Annotated in this window: 21 protein-coding genes; 16 read left to right on the plus strand and 5 right to left on the minus strand. The window is 35.7% G+C overall.

Features of this window, described 5'->3' with window-relative positions; translation table 11 throughout:
* Positions 1–186 precede the first annotated feature (186 nt).
* From J5J03_RS06865 to J5J03_RS06880, 4 genes are all read right to left on the minus strand, one after another.
* Entirely contained in the window at positions 187–1,407 is a 1,221-nt protein-coding gene (locus J5J03_RS06865) for an IS256 family transposase (RefSeq protein ID WP_208587812.1), read from the minus strand.
* A 159-nt stretch (positions 1,408–1,566) separates the two neighbouring features.
* A complete protein-coding gene (locus tag J5J03_RS06870; protein WP_208587815.1) occupies positions 1,567–2,136 on the minus strand; it encodes a manganese catalase family protein in 570 nt (189 codons plus the stop codon).
* A gap of 19 nt (positions 2,137–2,155) precedes the next feature.
* Complete coding sequence (locus tag J5J03_RS06875; protein WP_208587817.1) at positions 2,156–2,425, minus strand: spore coat protein CotJB; 270 nt, start codon at positions 2,423–2,425, stop codon at positions 2,156–2,158.
* Positions 2,422–2,646 (minus strand): spore coat associated protein CotJA, encoded by a 225-nt coding sequence (locus J5J03_RS06880; protein WP_208587819.1) that lies wholly within the window; start codon positions 2,644–2,646, stop codon positions 2,422–2,424. Before J5J03_RS06880 ends, J5J03_RS06875 begins: the two co-directional genes overlap by 4 nt.
* A gap of 426 nt (positions 2,647–3,072) precedes the next feature.
* Between J5J03_RS06880 and J5J03_RS06885 the strand changes: the two genes are divergently transcribed.
* Positions 3,073–4,056, plus strand: coding sequence for a YpdA family putative bacillithiol disulfide reductase (locus J5J03_RS06885; RefSeq protein WP_208587821.1), 984 nt, complete (start codon positions 3,073–3,075; stop codon positions 4,054–4,056).
* A gap of 47 nt (positions 4,057–4,103) precedes the next feature.
* On the opposite strand, the gene J5J03_RS06890 is transcribed toward J5J03_RS06885, so the two are convergent.
* Positions 4,104–5,066 carry an asparaginase gene (locus tag J5J03_RS06890; protein ID WP_208587823.1) on the minus strand — a complete coding sequence of 321 codons (963 nt, stop codon included), beginning with the start codon at positions 5,064–5,066 and terminating at the stop codon, positions 4,104–4,106.
* 99 nt (positions 5,067–5,165) lie between these two features.
* Here J5J03_RS06890 and prsW point away from each other — a divergent pair, with 99 nt between their 5' ends.
* From prsW to J5J03_RS06965, 15 genes are all read left to right on the plus strand, one after another.
* Positions 5,166–5,822 carry a glutamic-type intramembrane protease PrsW gene (prsW, locus tag J5J03_RS06895; RefSeq protein WP_208587833.1) on the plus strand — a complete coding sequence of 219 codons (657 nt, stop codon included), beginning with the start codon at positions 5,166–5,168 and terminating at the stop codon, positions 5,820–5,822.
* A gap of 779 nt (positions 5,823–6,601) precedes the next feature.
* Positions 6,602–7,510 (plus strand): spore cortex-lytic enzyme, encoded by a 909-nt coding sequence (sleB, locus tag J5J03_RS06900; protein WP_208587836.1) that lies wholly within the window; start codon positions 6,602–6,604, stop codon positions 7,508–7,510.
* Positions 7,511–7,528: 18 nt separating this feature from the next.
* Positions 7,529–8,863 carry a germination protein YpeB gene (ypeB, locus tag J5J03_RS06905; RefSeq protein ID WP_208587844.1) on the plus strand — a complete coding sequence of 445 codons (1,335 nt, stop codon included), beginning with the start codon at positions 7,529–7,531 and terminating at the stop codon, positions 8,861–8,863.
* Positions 8,864–9,108: 245 nt separating this feature from the next.
* A complete protein-coding gene (locus J5J03_RS06910; RefSeq protein ID WP_208587859.1) occupies positions 9,109–9,756 on the plus strand; it encodes a flagellar brake protein in 648 nt (215 codons plus the stop codon).
* A 19-nt stretch (positions 9,757–9,775) separates the two neighbouring features.
* Positions 9,776–10,447: a (d)CMP kinase gene (gene cmk / locus J5J03_RS06915; RefSeq protein ID WP_208587861.1), complete on the plus strand. Its 672-nt coding sequence runs from the start codon at positions 9,776–9,778 to the stop codon at positions 10,445–10,447.
* Positions 10,448–10,451: 4 nt separating this feature from the next.
* Positions 10,452–11,030 (plus strand): lysophospholipid acyltransferase family protein, encoded by a 579-nt coding sequence (locus J5J03_RS06920; protein ID WP_208587863.1) that lies wholly within the window; start codon positions 10,452–10,454, stop codon positions 11,028–11,030.
* A gap of 98 nt (positions 11,031–11,128) precedes the next feature.
* A complete protein-coding gene (rpsA, locus tag J5J03_RS06925) occupies positions 11,129–12,274 on the plus strand; it encodes a 30S ribosomal protein S1 (protein WP_208587866.1) in 1,146 nt (381 codons plus the stop codon).
* A 235-nt stretch (positions 12,275–12,509) separates the two neighbouring features.
* On the plus strand, positions 12,510–13,109 hold the full coding sequence (locus J5J03_RS06930) for a YphA family membrane protein (protein ID WP_208587868.1): 600 nt from the start codon (positions 12,510–12,512) through the stop codon (positions 13,107–13,109).
* On the plus strand, positions 13,106–13,990 hold the full coding sequence (locus J5J03_RS06935; RefSeq protein ID WP_208587870.1) for a YIEGIA family protein: 885 nt from the start codon (positions 13,106–13,108) through the stop codon (positions 13,988–13,990). The genes J5J03_RS06930 and J5J03_RS06935 overlap by 4 nt, the downstream gene beginning before the upstream one ends.
* A 5-nt stretch (positions 13,991–13,995) precedes the next feature.
* Entirely contained in the window at positions 13,996–14,181 is a 186-nt protein-coding gene (locus J5J03_RS06940) for a capping complex subunit for YIEGIA (RefSeq protein ID WP_153836419.1), read from the plus strand.
* A gap of 131 nt (positions 14,182–14,312) precedes the next feature.
* A complete protein-coding gene (gene der, locus J5J03_RS06945; RefSeq protein ID WP_208587872.1) occupies positions 14,313–15,623 on the plus strand; it encodes a ribosome biogenesis GTPase Der in 1,311 nt (436 codons plus the stop codon).
* Positions 15,624–15,634: 11 nt separating this feature from the next.
* On the plus strand, positions 15,635–16,675 hold the full coding sequence (locus J5J03_RS06950) for an NAD(P)H-dependent glycerol-3-phosphate dehydrogenase (RefSeq protein ID WP_208587874.1): 1,041 nt from the start codon (positions 15,635–15,637) through the stop codon (positions 16,673–16,675).
* A 59-nt stretch (positions 16,676–16,734) separates the two neighbouring features.
* The gene (locus tag J5J03_RS06955) at positions 16,735–16,995 is read left to right on the plus strand and encodes a stage VI sporulation protein F (RefSeq protein WP_163583389.1); all 261 of its coding nucleotides are present in this window, start codon (positions 16,735–16,737) and stop codon (positions 16,993–16,995) included.
* 353 nt (positions 16,996–17,348) lie between these two features.
* Positions 17,349–17,546: a DUF2768 domain-containing protein gene (locus J5J03_RS06960; protein WP_026287412.1), complete on the plus strand. Its 198-nt coding sequence runs from the start codon at positions 17,349–17,351 to the stop codon at positions 17,544–17,546.
* A 23-nt stretch (positions 17,547–17,569) separates the two neighbouring features.
* The gene (locus J5J03_RS06965) at positions 17,570–18,298 is read left to right on the plus strand and encodes a hypothetical protein (RefSeq protein ID WP_208587876.1); all 729 of its coding nucleotides are present in this window, start codon (positions 17,570–17,572) and stop codon (positions 18,296–18,298) included.
* Positions 18,299–18,503 lie beyond the last annotated feature (205 nt).

Here is an 18,503-nt window from a genome sequence, read left to right on the forward strand (position 1 = left end):
GGGAGTATAAATTATTTTGTGTAAATGGGAATTGCACTCAACTAACATCTAAAGGCTTTACGTGGAGAGGCGGGCGTGATACACTCATCTTTTCCGTTGGCGATAGCTTTGTTTTTTAAAGGTATCTCCATCGCCAAACCATCACGCCCGCAGAGGCTCCATGTCAAGCCGGCACTCTACTAGAGGTCATAGTGACAGCTCCGATTCTAGCCTCTCTCCAAAATAGATGGCAAGTTGTGATATACATTCTGTCCATCCTCTTATCGGCATAGTCCATTTTTTAGAAATTGCCATCGTAGTAAGGTAAATCATTTTGCGCAAAGCTTCATCTGATGGAAAGGCTGATTTTGTTTTTGTTACTTTTCGCAGTTGGCGATGATAGCCTTCTACGATATTAGTTGTATAAATCGCTCTCCGTATTTCGTGTGGATACTGAAAATATGTCGTTAATTCTAACCAGTTTTGTTCCCAAGAGCGTATGATGATAGGGTGCTTTTTGCCCCAAGTTTCTTTGAATGTCGCAAACTCCATTTCTGCTTCTTCTAAAGTGAGCGCTTGATAAACCTTCTTCAAGTCTTTCATCACCACTTTTTGTTCTTTGTAGGAAACGTATTTCATGGAATTTCTGATTTGATGAATCACACAAAGTTGTATCTCTGTGCGTGGAAAGACTGAGTTTATAGCTTCAGAAAAACCAGAAAGCCCGTCTTTACAAGCAATTAAGATATCTTCCACCCCTCTATTTTTTAGATCGGTACATACACCAAGCCAAAAGCTAGAACTTTCACTTTCGCCAATCCAGATACCTAAAATCTCCTTCTGGCCCTCCATATTAATCGCTAATACCGTATAAGCTGCTTTATTGACAATTCGATTTTCTTTCCGAACCTTGAAGTGAATCGCATCTAAGAAAACAATCGGATAAACACGATTTAGCGGTCGATTTTGCCATTCGGTCACCAGAGGCATGATTTTATCGGTAACTTTACTAACCAATGTAGGAGAAATGTCGATGCCATACACATCTCTCATTTGATCTTCAATATCTCTTGTGGACATCCCTTTGGCATATAACCCTAATATTTGTTCTTCAATTCCGTTTACCGTCTTTTCGTGTTTCTTAACAATTTTCGGTTCATAATCGCCATTTCGATCTCTTGGAATATGAAGATCTACTTTTCCAAACTTTGATTGGATCCCTTTCTTACTGTACCCATTTCGACTATTACCTGTGTTATTTCCTTTTATACTGTGTTTCTGGTAGCCTAATTCTTCTTCTAATTCGGCTTCAAATACCTGTTGAAGCGTGTCTTTAAACAATTGCTTCATCATCTCCTGAACATCCTCTACTGTACGACAATCCTTCGTTAGTTCTTTAATCGTTTTGTCATAAAAAAAGTCTTGCATAAATGATCATCTCCTTTTTGGTAAGTATAACCATTTACACAAAACTTTTTACGCTCTCTAGTTGGTGAAGAAATTGTTATTCCGAATATTGAAAAAAAATGAAAATCATTTACCCCCGAAACAGTTGAGCTTGACGGGGGTATTGTTTTATTACAGCTATTAAAATACTTTTTTGCGATCGCGTTCTTCTTTTAATATTTCCACCGCTTCATGGAATCGTTGGGAGTGGACAATTTCTCTTTCGCGCAAAAATTTTAATGAATCGTTTATAAAGGGATCATCAGATATATCGATAATCCATTGATATGTTGCGCGGGCTTTTTCTTCTGCTGCAATATCCTCGTACAAATCGGCTATCGGATCACCTTTAGCTTGGATATATGTTGCCGTCCAAGGAGCCCCAGCTGCGTTGTGATAATATAAAGCGTGGTCGTGATTAACGAAGTGAGCACCTAAGCCTGCAGCCTCCAATTGCTCAGGAGTAGCATCCTTTGTTAATTTATAAATCATAGTAGCTATCATTTCCAGATGTGCAAACTCTTCTGTACCAATATCATTTAATAAACCTACGACTTTGTCAGGTATGGTATAACGTTGATTTAAGTAGCGCAAAGCAGCGGACAGTTCTCCGTCTGCTCCTCCATACTGTTCAATTAAATATTTTGCTAACATCGGATTGCACCTACTTACCTTAACCGGATATTGCAATTTTTTTTCGTAATACCACATTTCTAATATACCTCCCTTTCTATACTTGCCAAGGCCATGGAGCCTCTTTCCAATTCCATGGATAACTGGAATAACTTTGACCATACTGCATCAGAGGGCCGAATTGATCCTCGAATTGATTCTTTAATTGTCTACTCTCGTAAGCAGCTTGATTAAATTGTTTAATGGCATCTAAATCATGGGGGTGGGTATCAAGGTATAGTGTTAACTCAACTAAGACAAAATCTACAGCCTGTATTTGTTCCATCAACTGATAATAACTGTCTGGTAGTGGTTTTTTCTGTGTCATTCGATTGATTCCCCCCTTTTTGAATAGTATGGATCGTACAAACATGGCCATAACGTTCCTGCATATAGTGCTTCCCTAGCAGTTGGAAATTGTTCTATATTGTTCGGCTGAAAACCTATATATAAATTAGGCGGAGTAGAATAACACTTGGTTAAGATAGGTTTACATGGGTCAAATTTGCTCACGAACGGCGAGTAACATTTTGTTAATGTAAAAGACATGATTTTCTCCTTTCTTTCGTATAAAGTGAGACTTCCTTCAGTGGCTTTTAATTCCCTACTTCACTTCTTCCATTTACTTGAAGCTTAATGTGGAGAATTACCACCGTGATAAATTATCGTCAAGTACAGGCGCTAGCTTAAGTTTTCTTTCCTTTTATTGTATGGAGGTGTCACCATGTCCTATTACAATTCTGTATTAATCCATTTGAAATTTTAACATAAGGAAACAGACATTTAATAAATTTTTATCAACTTCATTACTCAAGCGATCAAACAAGTTTACTATGTTTCTGAAAATAAACATGTTAATATATATATGGTCCGTTATTCAATTGGTTTGAAAGAAATCAAGCTAAGGTTGCGCATTTCAAAAGCAGAATGAGATCATACATAACTATGTGAAGTGTTGAAGGAGTGTAACGTTTTATGCAACAAGAAAAAGTGATTGTGATTGGGGCAGGGCCATGTGGTATGTCCGCGGCAATTGAGTTACAGAATATAGGAATAGATCCATTACTGATTGAAAAGGGGAATATTGTTGACTCCATTTATCAATATCCAACCCACCAAACCTTTTTCAGTTCTAGTGATAAATTGGAGATCGGTGATGTTGCGTTTGTTACGGAAAAAAATAAGCCTGTCCGAAACCAAGCATTAGCTTATTACCGAACAGTCGCAATTCGTAAAAACTTAAGAATTAATAGCTTTGAAGAAGTAACCAAAATAGAAGAAACAGATGATGGGTTTCAATTAGAAACGAAAAATCAACATAACGAAATAAATAAGTATCACACAACATATTGTATTATTGCAACAGGCTATTACGGTCAACCCAATTATATGGGAATAAAAGGGGAAGAATTGGATAAAGTATCTCACTATTTTAAAGAAGCGCACCCTTTTTATCAACAAAATGTTGCAGTAATTGGTGGAAAAAACTCTGCAGTAGATGCTACAATCGAATTACATAAAGCTGGTGCAAATGTCACAGTGCTTTATCGAGGAAGTGAGTATTCTCCAAGTGTGAAGCCATGGATTTTACCGGAATTTGCTTCACTTGTAAAGCATGGTAAAGTCAAGATGGAATTTAATGCAACGATAGAGGAAATAACAAAGGACGAGATTATTTATCTAGTAAAGGGCGAGAAGAAATCGGTTAAGAATGATTATGTATTTGCAATGACAGGATATCAACCGAATCAACGCTTTCTTAAACAGGTAGGAATTAAGATTGATCAAGAAACAGGTAGACCTACCTTTAACTCAGATACAATGGAAACAAATATTGAAAATATATATATCGCTGGTGTTATTGCTGCCGGATATGATAATAACGAAATATTTATTGAAAATGGTCGTTTCCACGGCGGATTAATCGCAACTTCCATCAATAACAAAGAAAAATCATAATCACCAAACCCTCCACATTCCAATGTGGAGGGTAATAAATGAATATATTAATCTCTGAAAGCTTTCATTAGTTCATGTTGAGACGCACCATTTTCCAATAACAGCATGAGTTTCAAACGAGCTTTTGGACCATTTAAATGATTAGCAAAGATGACACCGTCCTCTAGTAAAGTTCGTCCACCGCCTTCGTATTGATAAGTAGGTTGTACAATTCCTTTGTAGCAACGAGATACAAATAATACCGTTATATTATGTTTAATAAAGTTTTTTATGGCAGGGACGATTGCAGGAGGAACATTACCTTGCCCTAAAGCTTCAATAATAAGTCCATCGATGTGCGAAGGTTGAATATATTCTAATATTTCATTTGACATACCAGCATATGCTTTCAAGAGAAGTACGTTTTTCGTTAAATCTCGAATATGAATGGTTTCGTGGTGATATGTTTTTTGGTAGAAGTAAACATCTTGTTTCGTGACCATACCGACAGGTCCAAATTGCGGACTTTGAAAGGTTGCGACATTACTGGTAGAAGTTTTGGTGACATATTGTGCGGTATGGACTTCGTCATTCATAACAACTAATACACCTCGATCATATGACTTAGGGTTAGATGCTACTCGAATGGCACAGATCAGGTTATATAGACCATCTGAACCGATTTCATTACTTGATCGCATTGCACCCGTAAATACAATAGGAATACTTGTTTTTACACACAGATCTACAAAATAAGATGTTTCTTCTAAAGTATCTGTACCATGTGTAACAACAATCCCATTATAATAATCTTTTTCTATGTTTTCCTTAATAAAGTCTGCTAATTGAAGCATGTGTTTCGGTGTAATATGTGGTGATGGCAAGTGAAATAAATTTACTTCTTCTACAGGGAAAGAATGTAATATTTCCATTTTGGATAAGGGGTGTGTTTCAGTTTCTACAACACTCCCATCTAGATTCTCTTTCATCGATATTGTACCACCAGTATGAATAATTAATGTTTTTTTCATAATACTCCCAACTTTCTTTTATTACATGTATATTTTGTTTAATAAATTCTTTTGATATTATGCCATAATTATTGGGAGATAGAAAGTAGGTGATATCAGTTGTTTGCTCTTATATCAGTCTCCATTGCTCCAGCATTTGCTCTGTTGTCTTTTTTTTATTTAAAGGATGAATATGAACTAGAGCCGCTTTATGCTATTTTTCGTACGTTTATATATGGAGCATTATTAGTATTTCCAATTATGTTTATTCAATATGCATTTCAAGAAGAAGGTATCGCACAAACTCCTTTTCTACAATCATATTTTATTTATGGATTATTTGAAGAGTTTTTTAAATGGTTTATATTTATTTTCACCACCTATAAATACTCGAAGTTTAATACCGTTTATGACGGTATTGTATATGGGGTTTCCATAAGTTTAGGGTTTGCAACTGTTGAAAATATACTTTATTTATTTGCGCATGGTATTGAATTTGCCTTTAGTAGAGCGATTTTCCCTGTATCATCTCATGCATTGTTCGGAGTAATAATGGGTTATTACTTGGGAAGAGCAAAATTTTCTACTAACAATGGAGTGCTCTCACTGTTAGTAGCATTATTATTACCTACTTTCTTACATGGGACGTATGATTTTATATTAGAAGTAATTGAGAATCAATGGATTTACGGACTCATCCCATTTATGGTTATACTATGGTTGCTTAGTCTACGAAAAGTAAAAGTAGCTAACGAAATCAGTCACCAGCAAGTATAAACCACTCACAGTAGATACATACTGCGAAGTAATGAAAACTCTGTTTAGTGAGCTTTCTTCCATTCTTCTGAAGTGGAGTGCTCATTCGTCGCTGCGGAAAAACACTCCCTTTCCGGGGGCACGGCCTCAGCTAACTTGGTGAAGAAGACCACTTCACCAAGTGGATCTTCGGCTCGCGCTGTTCCCCCAGGAGTGTCGCATTTTTCCGCAGCTTAGTGTGTATTTCTTATCAAGTAAGAAGAAATTTACAGAATATATCTACCAAAAGTTCTCTTCTTTCGAAAATCAGAACACTACGCTTAGTGGAGGCAGAATACGGAGAATCCTATGGGAACTCACGCGAGTCTTAAGACCCTGTGATGCAACTGCGTCTTCTAGTAACGCTTCGAAGTGGCCTCCTCGGTGCAAGGGAGCAAAGAAGATAATTCCAAGTTGTTCCCGGCTAAGGCCGTGCCCGTGGAAAGCGTAGTATCTTGCCGGAGTGCATGTAAGCACTTATCAAAATTCAGAATGGGGGGGGAGTAAATCCATGTCCAGTTTCTGCGCAGTTTATGGATATTTTGAAATAATTTATATTTTTATTAGTAAAGATTTCATGAATGGATACCCGTTTCCTTTTTTAATTAAAGAGGGAAACGGGTATTTTTTTGAGCACTTTTTGGGTGGTCTAGCGTTCAATAGATATAAAAGTTGTCAGTTTTGAATGAATAAATTTCATTTTTTATTAAAAGCTATCCATAACAATATGTTACTTAGATATTAATTTGGAGGTAGCTTTAATGAAAAAAAAGATAACGATTTGTCTTATCATTTTTACCATAAGTTCTTTTTTCTTCATTGATGGAAAAAACGATCAGGTCCATGGTTTTTCGAATCAAGTGATTCAGCATGGTGCCACAGGTGATGACGTCATTGAACTCCAGGCGAGACTTCAATATTTAGGTTTTTATAATGGCAATATTGATGGAGTTTTCGGTTGGGGTACGTATTGGGCATTACGTAATTTTCAGTACGAATTTGGTATGGAAATAGATGGTTTAGCAGGCCAGGAAGTTAAGCAAAAACTAGAGGATGCAAGTGAATTTGATAAAGCATACGTGCATGAGCAAATTCAACAAGGCAAGAAATTTACCCATTATGGTGGAGTAGACAATGAAAAACAAACAGAGCCATCTCCAACAAAACAAAAAGAGACTGATCGAGGTCAACAGGGTGGCAATCAGCAACAAGAAAGTAATCAGCAGCAAAATCAACAAGTTCAACAAGAAAACGATCAGCCGGAAGCTACAGAGGAAGATATAGAACCAACAGCTGTCAATATGCCACAAGGATTTTCACAAAATGATATACAAATCATGGCAAATGCAGTTTATGGTGAGGCAAGAGGAGAGCCCTATGAAGGTCAGGTAGCAGTAGCCGCAGTTATTTTAAATCGTGTGGAAAGCTCCACTTTTCCTAACACGGTATCAGGGGTGATCTTTGAACCGCGAGCTTTTACAGCGGTTAGTGATGGCCAAATTTGGTTAACACCAAATGAGAACGCAAAAAATGCCGTACTAGATGCAATCAACGGCTGGGATCCGACTGGAGAAGCATTGTATTACTTTAACCCAGACACGGCTACTTCGAGTTGGATATGGTCACGACCACAAATCAAGCGAATTGGTAAACATATATTTTGTATGTAAATATTTGGAGGTGAAAAAATGTTTCGTTGGTCGCTTATTACGCTTTTAAGCATTGCTGTTATTGGTGTTTCTGTATGGGGATATCAAGAGCATCAAGAAAAAAATGCAATTCTCATTCAAGCTGAAAATAATTATCAACGCTCTTTTCATGATTTAACCTATAACCTAGATCTTTTACACGACAAAATTGGATCTACTTTAGCGATGAATACCAGAGAACAACTGTCACCACAATTGGCAGAGATATGGCGGTTAACTTCTATGGCTCATAATGATGTTGGGCAATTACCACTAACATTATTGCCTTTCAATAAGACAGAAGAGTTTTTACAACAGATGGGTGATTTTAGTTATCGAACAGCAATAAGAGACTTAGATAAAGAGCCGCTTTCTGATGATGAATTGGAGGCCTTAGAATCTCTCTATGAAGTATCAGGTGGCATTGAACAAGAATTACGTAAAGTACAAAACCTGGTGTTAGATGATAATTTGAGGTGGATGGATGTACAACTAGCATTAGTTAATAATGATGAGCAAGCAGATAATACGATTATAGATGGTTTCGAAACAGTAGAAAAAACAGTTGAAGGCTATTCAGAAGGAAAACTGAATGCAAGTATGATGGGGACGTCAAGTAAGAAAGATGGCTTCGCGATTCTTGGAGATGAAAAGATATCAGAGGAAGAAGCAAAGAAAAAAATGCGATCACTGCTACGAATTGATGAGGAAACTAAAATTACTGTTGCATCAACAGGTGAGGGAGCTAATGTTCCGCTATATAGCGGATCCTATAAAGCGGATGATACAACTGGATATATGGACGTAACACAAAACGGTGGATATCCTATTACGTTAATGATTAATCGAGAAGTAGAAAAAACCAATAAAAGTCTACATGAGGCGATGCAAAATGCTAAAGATTACTTATCGAAATTAGATTTCACTAAAGACCTTGCTTTGGTCGAAAGTAATCAATATGACAATGTCGGGGTATTTCAATTCGTACCAAAGTATGAGGATGTCTGGATTTATCCAGATGCGATACAAATCAAAGTGGCTTTAGACAATGGAGAAGTACTTGGTTTTGTGGCAAAAGATTACTTGGAGAATTATCATGAAAGAGAAGTACCGGAAGTCGAATTATCAGAAGAGGAAGCACGAGATAAAGTGAATCCTAATTTAAAAATCCAAGAAGACCACCTTGCCGTCATTGAAGATGATATGGGTGAAGAAGTATTAACCTATGTGTATTTAGGGACATTAAACCAAGACACATACAAAATTTTTATCAATGCTTCTGATGGAAGTGAAGTGAGAGTAGATAAACTGAAGCAAGCTGAGATGAAATATTAAAAAGTGAGAAAGAAGGACTTTTCCTTCTTTCTTTTTTTTGCGATAATAAGAATTGAACTGGTTTCCATTTTTATCATGGTGCTAAACGTCTATAAGCACACCACTTCAAGCTTTATGAAGGACAAGTTTAGGAATAGCTGTCGCTAAACACAGATAAGTTTCGCTAGTGATCAGTGGGGAGCCCTACTGATCATAGTCCGCTTTATCACTCATACAAATACTTATAAAGAGAAAGAGGATGAACATTGATTAAAATCGGCACATTTTTGCATCTTGAACAGATAAAAGAAGAGAGGAGAACTTATAAATGTAGGGTAATCGAAACAAAAAAAGATAAGCTATATATTGATTATCCTATTGAAGAGCAGACTAAACGCTCTGATATCTTTCCTGTTGGCACACATTTTCAAGTTCACTTTATTGAGAACAATTCGGTATATAGTTTTCCAAGTGAAATCATCGGTAAGGCTAAAATAAAGAATATACCAACACTAATTCTTTCTGTTGAATTAAATAATCTAGAAAAAATTCAACGGCGAGAGTTTGTGCGAGTTGAATCTTTGCTGGATGTATCTGTGCAAAGTGTGGATAAAAAGTTTGATGCCTTTACTACTGTGACTCACGATATCAGTGGTGGAGGAATGGCTATTCTAGTGGATAAAAAATTTGATGTAAAACAAGGCGAGTTACTGGATATTATGTTAGTATTACCTTTAGAAAAAAAGATAGAATATTTACATATCATTGGGGAAGCAGTACGAATACAAGAGAGAAATGAAGATAAAAATATCTTATCTGTAAAATTTAATGAAATGGATATACAGGATCAGCAGTCCATTGTTCAGTATTGCTTTACAAGACAATTAGAAGATCGGAGAAAAGGTCTTTCGTAGATAGAAGGGTAGGATTATAATGAGCGAGAAAGAAATAGCGATCGCAATTGATGGACCAGCAGCTGCAGGAAAAAGTACTGTAGCAAAAATTGTAGCAAAAAAATTAGGTTACATATACATTGATACCGGTGCAATGTATAGATCATTAACTTTTTCAGTGTTAACTAATCAAATTGATATAAACAATTCTGACTTAGTTATTCAACACCTCCATGACATTGCCATTGACATCAATGTTAATCAACAAGTGTTTATTGACCATAAAGATGTAACAGATGCTATTCGAACAGATGAAGTGTCCAAAAACGTTTCTACTGTAGCTTCGATTCCGGAAATTAGAAAAGAAATGGTAAAAAGACAAAAGAAACTCGCTGAAAAACGAGCGGTTGTAATGGATGGTAGAGATATTGGTACACATGTAATTCCTGATGCCGAAGTAAAAGTCTTTCTGGTTGCAAGTGTGGAAGAACGTGCTGAACGAAGACATACAGAAAATTTACAAAAAGGATTTTCATCTGACTTGGATCAAATTAAACATGATATTGAAAAGCGAGATAAAATGGATTCAGAACGAAAAGTCTCTCCGCTAAAAAAAGCAACTGATGCAACCGAAATTGATACAACTTCTCTATCCATTGAGGAAGTTGCAGACAAAATATTATCTTTAGCTAATAAAAAGATGAGGAGTTAGGAATATGAGTTTTTATCAATTTGCAAAAACAGTGGTGAAAATGGTTTTAAAACCAAAGTATAAAGTAAAAGAAGAAGGTACAGAAAACATTCCAACAGAAGGTGCTGTTATTATTTGTTCCAATCATATTTCGAACTATGACCCTCCTATTATTGGAATCACTTGTCCACGGCCGATCCATTTTCTTGCAAAAGAAGAACTATTTAAAAATAAATTATTTGGCTTTATATTAAAAAAAGTAAATACTATTGTATTAAAACGTGGAATGAACGATCGCAACGCCCTTAGAAAAGGGCTAGAAGTTTTAAAAGAAGGAAACGTTTTAGGATTGTTCCCAGAAGGAACGAGAAGTAAAAGTGGTGAATTAAAAAGAGGGCAGGCAGGAGCAGGATTCTTTGCTCTAAGATCAAAAGCAACAGTAATTCCCTGTGCGATTGTTGGCAGCTATAAAAGTAAAGCCCCCCTCAAAGTAATTTATGGTAAACCTGTCGATATGGAGGTATTAAGAGAAAATAAAGCGTCCGCACAGGAAGTGACAGATGCGATTATGAATGAGATAAAAAAAATCAAAGAAAATCGTTAAGTTTTGTATATATAACTTGACAAATCACGCTAAATATTAGAAGTTAGAAAAAAGCACATTTATGTTTTTTGTGTTGGAAATCGAAGGAGGTCTTTGTCATGGATGAAATGAATCCAGAAATTTCTGAGATTAAGGAACTTTCAGTAGGCGATATTGTACAAGGTAAAGTAGTTAAAGTAGAAGAAAAACACGTACTTGTCGATATCGGATACAAAGTAGAAGGGATTGTTCCGATTAGTGAGCTCTCTGCACTTCGCATTGAAACTGCAAGTGATGCAGTTAGTGAAGGTGACCAACTGGAATTACAAGTAAAAAAAGTAGAAGACGAGGAAATTGTCTTATCTAAAAAAGCTGTAATTGCGGAAAAGGCTTGGGAAGACTTACAAGAAAAGTTTGAAAATAACGAAATTATTGAAGCTACCGTCCGTGATGTCGTGAAGGGTGGCCTTGTAGTAGACGTAGGTGTCAGAGGTTTTATTCCAGCTTCTTTAGTAGAAACACACTATGTTGAGGACTTTGCTGATTATCAAGATAAATCGTTAACATTAAAAATTGTAGAATTAGATAAAGAACAAAATAGAATTATTTTATCTCATCGCGCTGTTATTGAAGAGGAAGAACAAAAGAAAAAAGGCCAATTACTTGATTCACTTCAAGAAGGTCAAGAGATAGAAGGTACGGTTCAACGTATTACAGACTTCGGTGTATTTGTAGATATTGGTGGATTAGATGGATTAGTACATATCTCACAACTTGCACATACGCATGTAGAGAAAGCTTCAGATGTCGTTTCTGAAGGTGATGCACTTAAAGTAAAAGTGTTATCAGTAGATAAAGAAAATGAAAGAGTATCTTTATCTCATAAAGCAACACAGCCTGGACCTTGGGACAATATTGAAGAGAAAATTGCCATTAATGATGTAGTAGAAGGTAAGGTGAAACGCTTAGTTAACTTTGGTGCCTTTGTTGAAGTACTACCAGGTGTAGAAGGGCTTGTCCATATCTCACAAATTTCTACAGAGCATATTGGAACACCAGGTGAGGTGCTCGAGGTTGGACAAACTGTCAATGTAAAAGTACTTGATGTAAGTGAGAAGGATAAGCGTATTTCCTTAAGTATAAGAGAAATTGAAGAAGAGAAGAACCAACAAGAAATAAAACAGTATGAAAGTGATGACGATCAATCAGGATTCCAATTAGGCGATATGATCGGAGATAAATTAAATAAATATAAAGACGATTAATTCCAAAAAAACATGCTACGTTTTGTAGCATGTTTTTTGTTAGTTAGGGTAAGCAAATATAAACGGAGATGTCTAGCTCCAAACACCAATTAGTTTTTCTTATTTTCTGATACAACAGGTTTAAATATGTAAAAATTCAAGGGATAAAAATACTATACTCGTAAAATCTTCTTCTATGTACTTAAAAAAAGATTAAAAACTAGGAAATCCGTACATACTGTTAAAGGTGATGTCAATGTATCAATATTTAACAATTTATTTATGCTGGGTGTTGTGGTGTTTTGTCACTTTTTTTATGTCGAAACAAGCCAAACGTACCACCTATTCGATTGTATTGCTGTTATTTTTAATATTACTTCCTTATGAGATTATAATCATTGATATGCCAATGAATGTTTCTTTCGTGTTTCTATTAGTTTATAGTGTTTTTACTACTATTCAAAGCAAATTGCCATTTAAAAAGTATTTTTTTATTCTATTTCTCAGTTATTTATATGCTATTTACTTTATTTGGCGGATTACAAGTCCAATTCTGAATGATTTTACTTTTATTACCATTGCAGTTATAAGTGGATTTCTATTATTGCAAATATCATCCAAAAATATTCATCAACAAATAATCATTTTAATTGCAGGAGTCAGCTTTGGTCAATTTATGTACAGCATTATATGCCGAAGCTATTACTTGCAATATACGATTAATGAAACACATTTTTTCAGTATTTTATTTTCGATACTGTTACTCATTGCTATCCAACATAGCTGGGAATATATAATCTCTAAAATAGAAAACATTGTAAGAATAGTGGAATTTAAAAAGAGGTGGAATTCGTGAACGAATATACATATCCGATTTTATTTGGAATTATAATTGGTACGCTTGCTCGGTTTATTATGTTAAAAACGGATTATCGACAATACCCCACCTATTTGCATGGAAAAATAATTCATTTGGCACTAGGATTTATTGCGGCAAGTCTTGGAGCAGTTGCTGTTCCAGCGCTAATGGAAAAAGAATTTACAGCTGTAACGTTTTTAACCATTGCTGCATCTCAGTTTAGAGAAGTCCGCAATATGGAAAGAGAGACACTTACAGAAATGGACAGTTATGAGTTAGTTCCGAGAGGTAATACATATATTGAAGGTATAGCGATTGCTTTTGAAAGTAGAAATTACTTAGTAATTTTCACTTCACTATTGGCAACTTTAACGTATTTAGTTTGGAATATATATGTCGCCATTGTTGTTTCGGTATTTTGTTACCTTATCAATCGTAAGTATATGAGTGGGTCAACCCTCGGAGAGATTGTGGATATAGAACATGCTCCAGTATCTTTTGATGGTGCAGGGTTATACGTGGATAACATTTATATTATGAACATCGGTTTACCACAGCGCCAAGAAGAAATCTTAAAATATGGTATGGGTTTCGTAATAAAACCGAAAACTTTTGATGTTCGTTCTTCTATTGCAAATTTAGGTCAACGACAGGCGATATTACATGATATTTCCGTTTCATTAGGAGTTGTTAGAGATTCTGGAACGCCTGCTTTAGTTCCACTTATTAAACGTGATTTGGATGATGGTCGTATCGGGGTATTTATCTTACCCCAAAATCAGGATTTAAATCAGGCTTTAAAAGTGCTTAAATCAGTACCGGTTTTAGAAAATGCCGTTCGAATGCCTTCTGAAGCCAATGCGCAAAATAAGGAGTGAATGCGATGAAATTAGAAAAAGCTATTCTAGCGACAATTACAACTAATTCAAATAAAGTAACAGCAGGTGCATCAATTTTTATTTGTGAAAATAAGGAAGAAATGGACAAGGTAGCTGCCAATTTAGAAGCAATATTAGACGGTATCAGCCATGCACTTAGTGATGAATTATATATTATCGTGAAGCACTAATGGTGAACAATAAATTTATTATGTAAACAAATATATATTAACTTGTTTTATTTATATTAATTGTGGTAATTTAGTAAAGTGAAACGCTAGCGGAACATTTTAGAAATTAATTTTAGGAAGGGTGTGCCTTCATGAGAAGTTCAATTGTAGCAATAGTTGGAAGGCCGAATGTTGGAAAATCAACTATTTTTAATCGATTAGTAGGGGAAAGAATATCAATTGTGGAAGATGTTCCTGGAGTAACCCGAGATCGAATTTACGCAGAAGCAGAGTGGTTAAATACCACTTTTCGTTTAATAGATACTGGTGGTATTGAAATTGGCGATGAACCGTTATTAATTCAAATGCGTGAACAAGCAGAAGTCGCTATCAGAGAGGCTGATGTTATCATATTTCTTGCAAATGGAAGAGAAGGGATTACAGCGGCTGATGAAGAGGTTGCTAAAATTTTGTACAAATCAAACAAACCTGTCGTATTAGCAGTAAATAAAGTGGATAACCCGGATATGCGAGAACAAATTTACGAATTTTATGCTTTAGGATTCGGAGAACCTCATCCTATTTCAGGAACACATGGATTAGGGTTAGGGGATTTATTAGATAGCGTTGTTAGCCTTTTTCCAGAGAGAGAGAATGAACCAGTAGATGAAGATGTAATTCATTTCAGTCTCATTGGTCGACCAAATGTAGGAAAGTCCTCGTTGGTTAATGCCATTTTAAATGAAGAAAGGGTTATAGTTAGTGATATTGCTGGAACAACGCGTGATGCGATTGACACCAATTTCAGTAAAGACGAGCGTGATTTTGTTATTATAGACACTGCTGGAATGAGAAAAAGAGGAAAAATCTATGAAACTACCGAAAAATACAGTATTTTAAGGGCCTTAAAAGCAATTGAGCGATCGGATGTTGTTCTAACCCTAATTGATGCTGAAACAGGTATTATCGAACAAGATAAAAAAATCGCAGGCTATGCTCATGAAGCAGGAAAAGCCGTTGTGATTGTTGTAAATAAGTGGGATACAATAGAACAACATGACCAGGCTATAAAAGAATTTGAGGATAACGTAAGGGCTCATTTTCCATTTTTAGATTATGCACCGATTGTGTACTTATCAGCTAAGACAAAAAAAAGGATTCACACGCTTTTACCAAATGTGGTACAGGCTAGTGAGAACCATACAAAACGTGTCGAAACGAATGTTTTAAATGATGTCATTATGGATGCATTAGCGATAAATCCAACACCAACCAAACACGGGAAAAGGTTAAAAGTGTTATATGCAACTCAAGTGGCGGTTAAACCACCTACTTTTGTTGTGTTTGTCAATGAGCCGGAACTTATGCACTTCTCGTATGAACGATTTCTTGAAAATCAGATACGGGAAGCATTTGGCTTTGAAGGTACTCCGATAAAAATTTATGCTCGCAAACGAAGTTAGAGGTGAATGAGATGTCAAAAGTAGCTGTTCTAGGTGCAGGTAGCTGGGGTACAGCACTTGCCATGGTTTTATGTGATAACCATCATGATGTAAGGCTCTGGACACATAACCCAGATCAAAAACAATCGATGGAACTCGAAAGAAAAAATCAAAAATATTTACCTAATATTGCACTCCCAGAGTCATTAGCCATTTATGATGATCTTAGTCAAGCAATTGAACAAGTAGAAGCGATTGTATTAGTTGTACCAACAAAAGCAATACGAGAAATTTGTCAAAAATTGAATCATGTTCTAGATCATAAAGTAGTAATCATTCACGGCAGTAAAGGGATTGAGCCTGATAGCCATTATCGTATTTCCCAGATGATAGAAGAAGAGCTATCCCACAGTTTATATGATGATGTTGTAGCACTTTCAGGACCTAGTCATGCTGAAGAGGTAAGTGTGAAGCACCCTACTACATTGACAGCCGCTTCAGAAAATGGTGAATTGGCCGCATTTACACAAGATTTATTTATCAATCAGTATTTTCGAGTGTACACAAGTAAAGATATTATTGGGGTAGAACTAGGTGGTGCACTAAAAAATATCATCGCTTTAGGTGCTGGAATTTCCGACGGTCTAGGTTATGGTGACAATGCAAAGGCAGCGCTTATCACCAGAGGTTTAGCTGAAATTTCACGATTAGCGACCATTAAAGGTGCGAATCCATTAACATTTATCGGTTTATCAGGAGTTGGTGACCTTATTGTTACTTGTACAAGTGCGCACAGTCGTAATTGGCGTGCGGGTAACATGTTAGGTAAAGGAATGCCGTTACATGATATTTTGAGTAAAATGGGCATGATTGTAGAGGGAATTCGTACGACCGAAGCAGTTTACCAGCTGGCGAAGAAAGAAAATATCGAAATGCCGATAACTACTGGCATATATGACGTAATTTATGAAATAAGATCACCGAAAGAAGTGGTCGACGATCTCATGACTAGAAACCGAACAAATGAAGTAGATGATATATCATCCTTACTTCTAAATAGGTATATGGATTAACTGTTTAACTCCTCCGTGCATACTATAAGAATGACTATAGTAGTTAGGAGGAGTTAATTTTGAGTGACTTTAAACAAAACATGTTTGATCAGATTCAAAAAAATTCAAATGTCCAGCCTGATCAAATTATGAAAGTGGCACAATCAGTACAAAATGCTGACTTTTCAGATGAAAAGACAGTAAGAAAATTAGTAAAGCAATTAGCTAAACTTTCTGGCAAGCCTGTGTCCAAACAAAAAGAAGAAAAAATTGTGAAAGCAATTACAAGCAATAATATGCCTAAAGATATGAATTCATTAAGTAAATTGTTTAAAAACTAACATTATAGGCACATGAGGATGCAAGGTCTTATTGCTTCGCATACAATAAATCGCACAAGCATTCACTTTCAGGGTGATGATGGGTATTTATTTAGTCATAACCGGAGTAGATTTTGCCCCTACTACTTCGGTCTTTTTATTGCACTTTAGAAAAATAATAAATGATCTCTCCGTGATTCCCTAGTCTTTGATGATTCTAATAGCGATGCTTCTATACAGGAGTTCTGTATTTTTTTATACAAACCTCTAATAACAAAACACCTTGGATGCTTTCCTTTTTAAAAAAAATTTATGTTATAATATGTAACGATGTATTTAATATTGTAGAAATCGTAAGAAAGGATGAATGTCAGTTGTCAGATCCATTAATGAAAATGTGGATATCGTTTGGAGGCATGGGTGCACTTATATTATCCATGGTTTTAATTGTACTTAGCAGGTATAAATTAAAAGGAATTTTATCAGGTATTGTGGCATTTGTAGCCTATAGCTGTTTAATTATAGGTGGCATTATCATTACGTTAGTAGTTATTAGTGGGCCATCATCCTGATAAGGAGGAAAGACAAAAAAACAATGATACATAAACTTATCGTATTTAGTTTGAGTTTGATTATGCTGACTGGTTGTATGTATCCATCAGAAAACCTCAGCCAAAATCAAATTTCAAATGATACTCAACTACAGTTAGTTCAAAATGCTATAGATCTATACGCAGAACAAAATAATGGTATTCTACCGATTGTAACCAAAGAAAGTGACACACCCCTATATCAAAAGTACCTTATTGATTTCAGTTTGTTAAAGCAGCAAGGACTTATTCAATCTATTCCTGGAACAGCTTTTGAAAATGGTGGTAGTTATCAATATGTTTTAGTTGATGTGGAAGAAAATCCAACTGTTAAAGTAATTGATTTACATTTAACAGATGAGATAAGAACTATCCAACAACGTTTAACGATATATCGGGATGAACATACATATCCACCATTTGGAGACAAAGTAGACGATGCTGTATACGAACTAGATTATGAGGAGCTAAATTTAGATGCGGCACCAAGTGTAAACAGCCCATATTCTGAGAATCGTCTACCTGTATATATCAGTGCGGACGGTAATCTATTAATTGATTATCGAATGGAGCTGTACCAAGCTTTACAAGAAAAAAATCACTCCTACAAAAACAGTGATGATATTAGACCTATACTCATAGAAGATCACCCCGTAGTTCCAGCCTACAGTATTCCCTTTACTGTAGAAGACAATGAACCAGTATTTGCACCAGAAATAGAAGAAGGATGGTAATTTTAACACCATCAAAAAACTTATCCAGCTTGGGTAAGTTTTTTTACGTATTCCAGCTTTCTTTCAAAGAATGCTTTATTCTGAAAGTTGTTATTGGTTCGCAGTATTTATTTTTGATGATTCATAAGTTGTATGGGGTGTGTGGCTTTGCAGAGAGGTGTGAGGGGTAATTTGTCACCTTTTGCAACAAAGGCTCTCTGTGGCT

The organism is Gracilibacillus suaedae (genome assembly GCF_017599345.1).
Classification (GTDB): Bacteria; Bacillota; Bacilli; order Bacillales; family Amphibacillaceae; genus Gracilibacillus; species Gracilibacillus suaedae.

Coding starts and splice junctions, on each gene's coding strand:
- J5J03_RS06965 (WP_208587876.1), top strand. CDS start 17,570: ATGATACATAAACTTATCGTATTTAGTTTGAGTTTGATTATGCTGACT.
- J5J03_RS06950 (WP_208587874.1), top strand. CDS start 15,635: ATGTCAAAAGTAGCTGTTCTAGGTGCAGGTAGCTGGGGTACAGCACTT.
- der (WP_208587872.1), top strand. CDS start 14,313: ATGAGAAGTTCAATTGTAGCAATAGTTGGAAGGCCGAATGTTGGAAAA.
- J5J03_RS06875 (WP_208587817.1), bottom strand. CDS start 2,425: ATGACACAGAAAAAACCACTACCAGACAGTTATTATCAGTTGATGGAA.
- J5J03_RS06880 (WP_208587819.1), bottom strand. CDS start 2,646: ATGTCTTTTACATTAACAAAATGTTACTCGCCGTTCGTGAGCAAATTT.
- J5J03_RS06870 (WP_208587815.1), bottom strand. CDS start 2,136: ATGTGGTATTACGAAAAAAAATTGCAATATCCGGTTAAGGTAAGTAGG.
- J5J03_RS06930 (WP_208587868.1), top strand. CDS start 12,510: ATGTATCAATATTTAACAATTTATTTATGCTGGGTGTTGTGGTGTTTT.
- J5J03_RS06885 (WP_208587821.1), top strand. CDS start 3,073: ATGCAACAAGAAAAAGTGATTGTGATTGGGGCAGGGCCATGTGGTATG.
- J5J03_RS06890 (WP_208587823.1), bottom strand. CDS start 5,066: ATGAAAAAAACATTAATTATTCATACTGGTGGTACAATATCGATGAAA.
- J5J03_RS06865 (WP_208587812.1), bottom strand. CDS start 1,407: ATGCAAGACTTTTTTTATGACAAAACGATTAAAGAACTAACGAAGGAT.
- cmk (WP_208587861.1), top strand. CDS start 9,776: ATGAGCGAGAAAGAAATAGCGATCGCAATTGATGGACCAGCAGCTGCA.
- J5J03_RS06920 (WP_208587863.1), top strand. CDS start 10,452: ATGAGTTTTTATCAATTTGCAAAAACAGTGGTGAAAATGGTTTTAAAA.
- sleB (WP_208587836.1), top strand. CDS start 6,602: ATGAAAAAAAAGATAACGATTTGTCTTATCATTTTTACCATAAGTTCT.
- ypeB (WP_208587844.1), top strand. CDS start 7,529: ATGTTTCGTTGGTCGCTTATTACGCTTTTAAGCATTGCTGTTATTGGT.
- J5J03_RS06940 (WP_153836419.1), top strand. CDS start 13,996: ATGAAATTAGAAAAAGCTATTCTAGCGACAATTACAACTAATTCAAAT.
- rpsA (WP_208587866.1), top strand. CDS start 11,129: ATGGATGAAATGAATCCAGAAATTTCTGAGATTAAGGAACTTTCAGTA.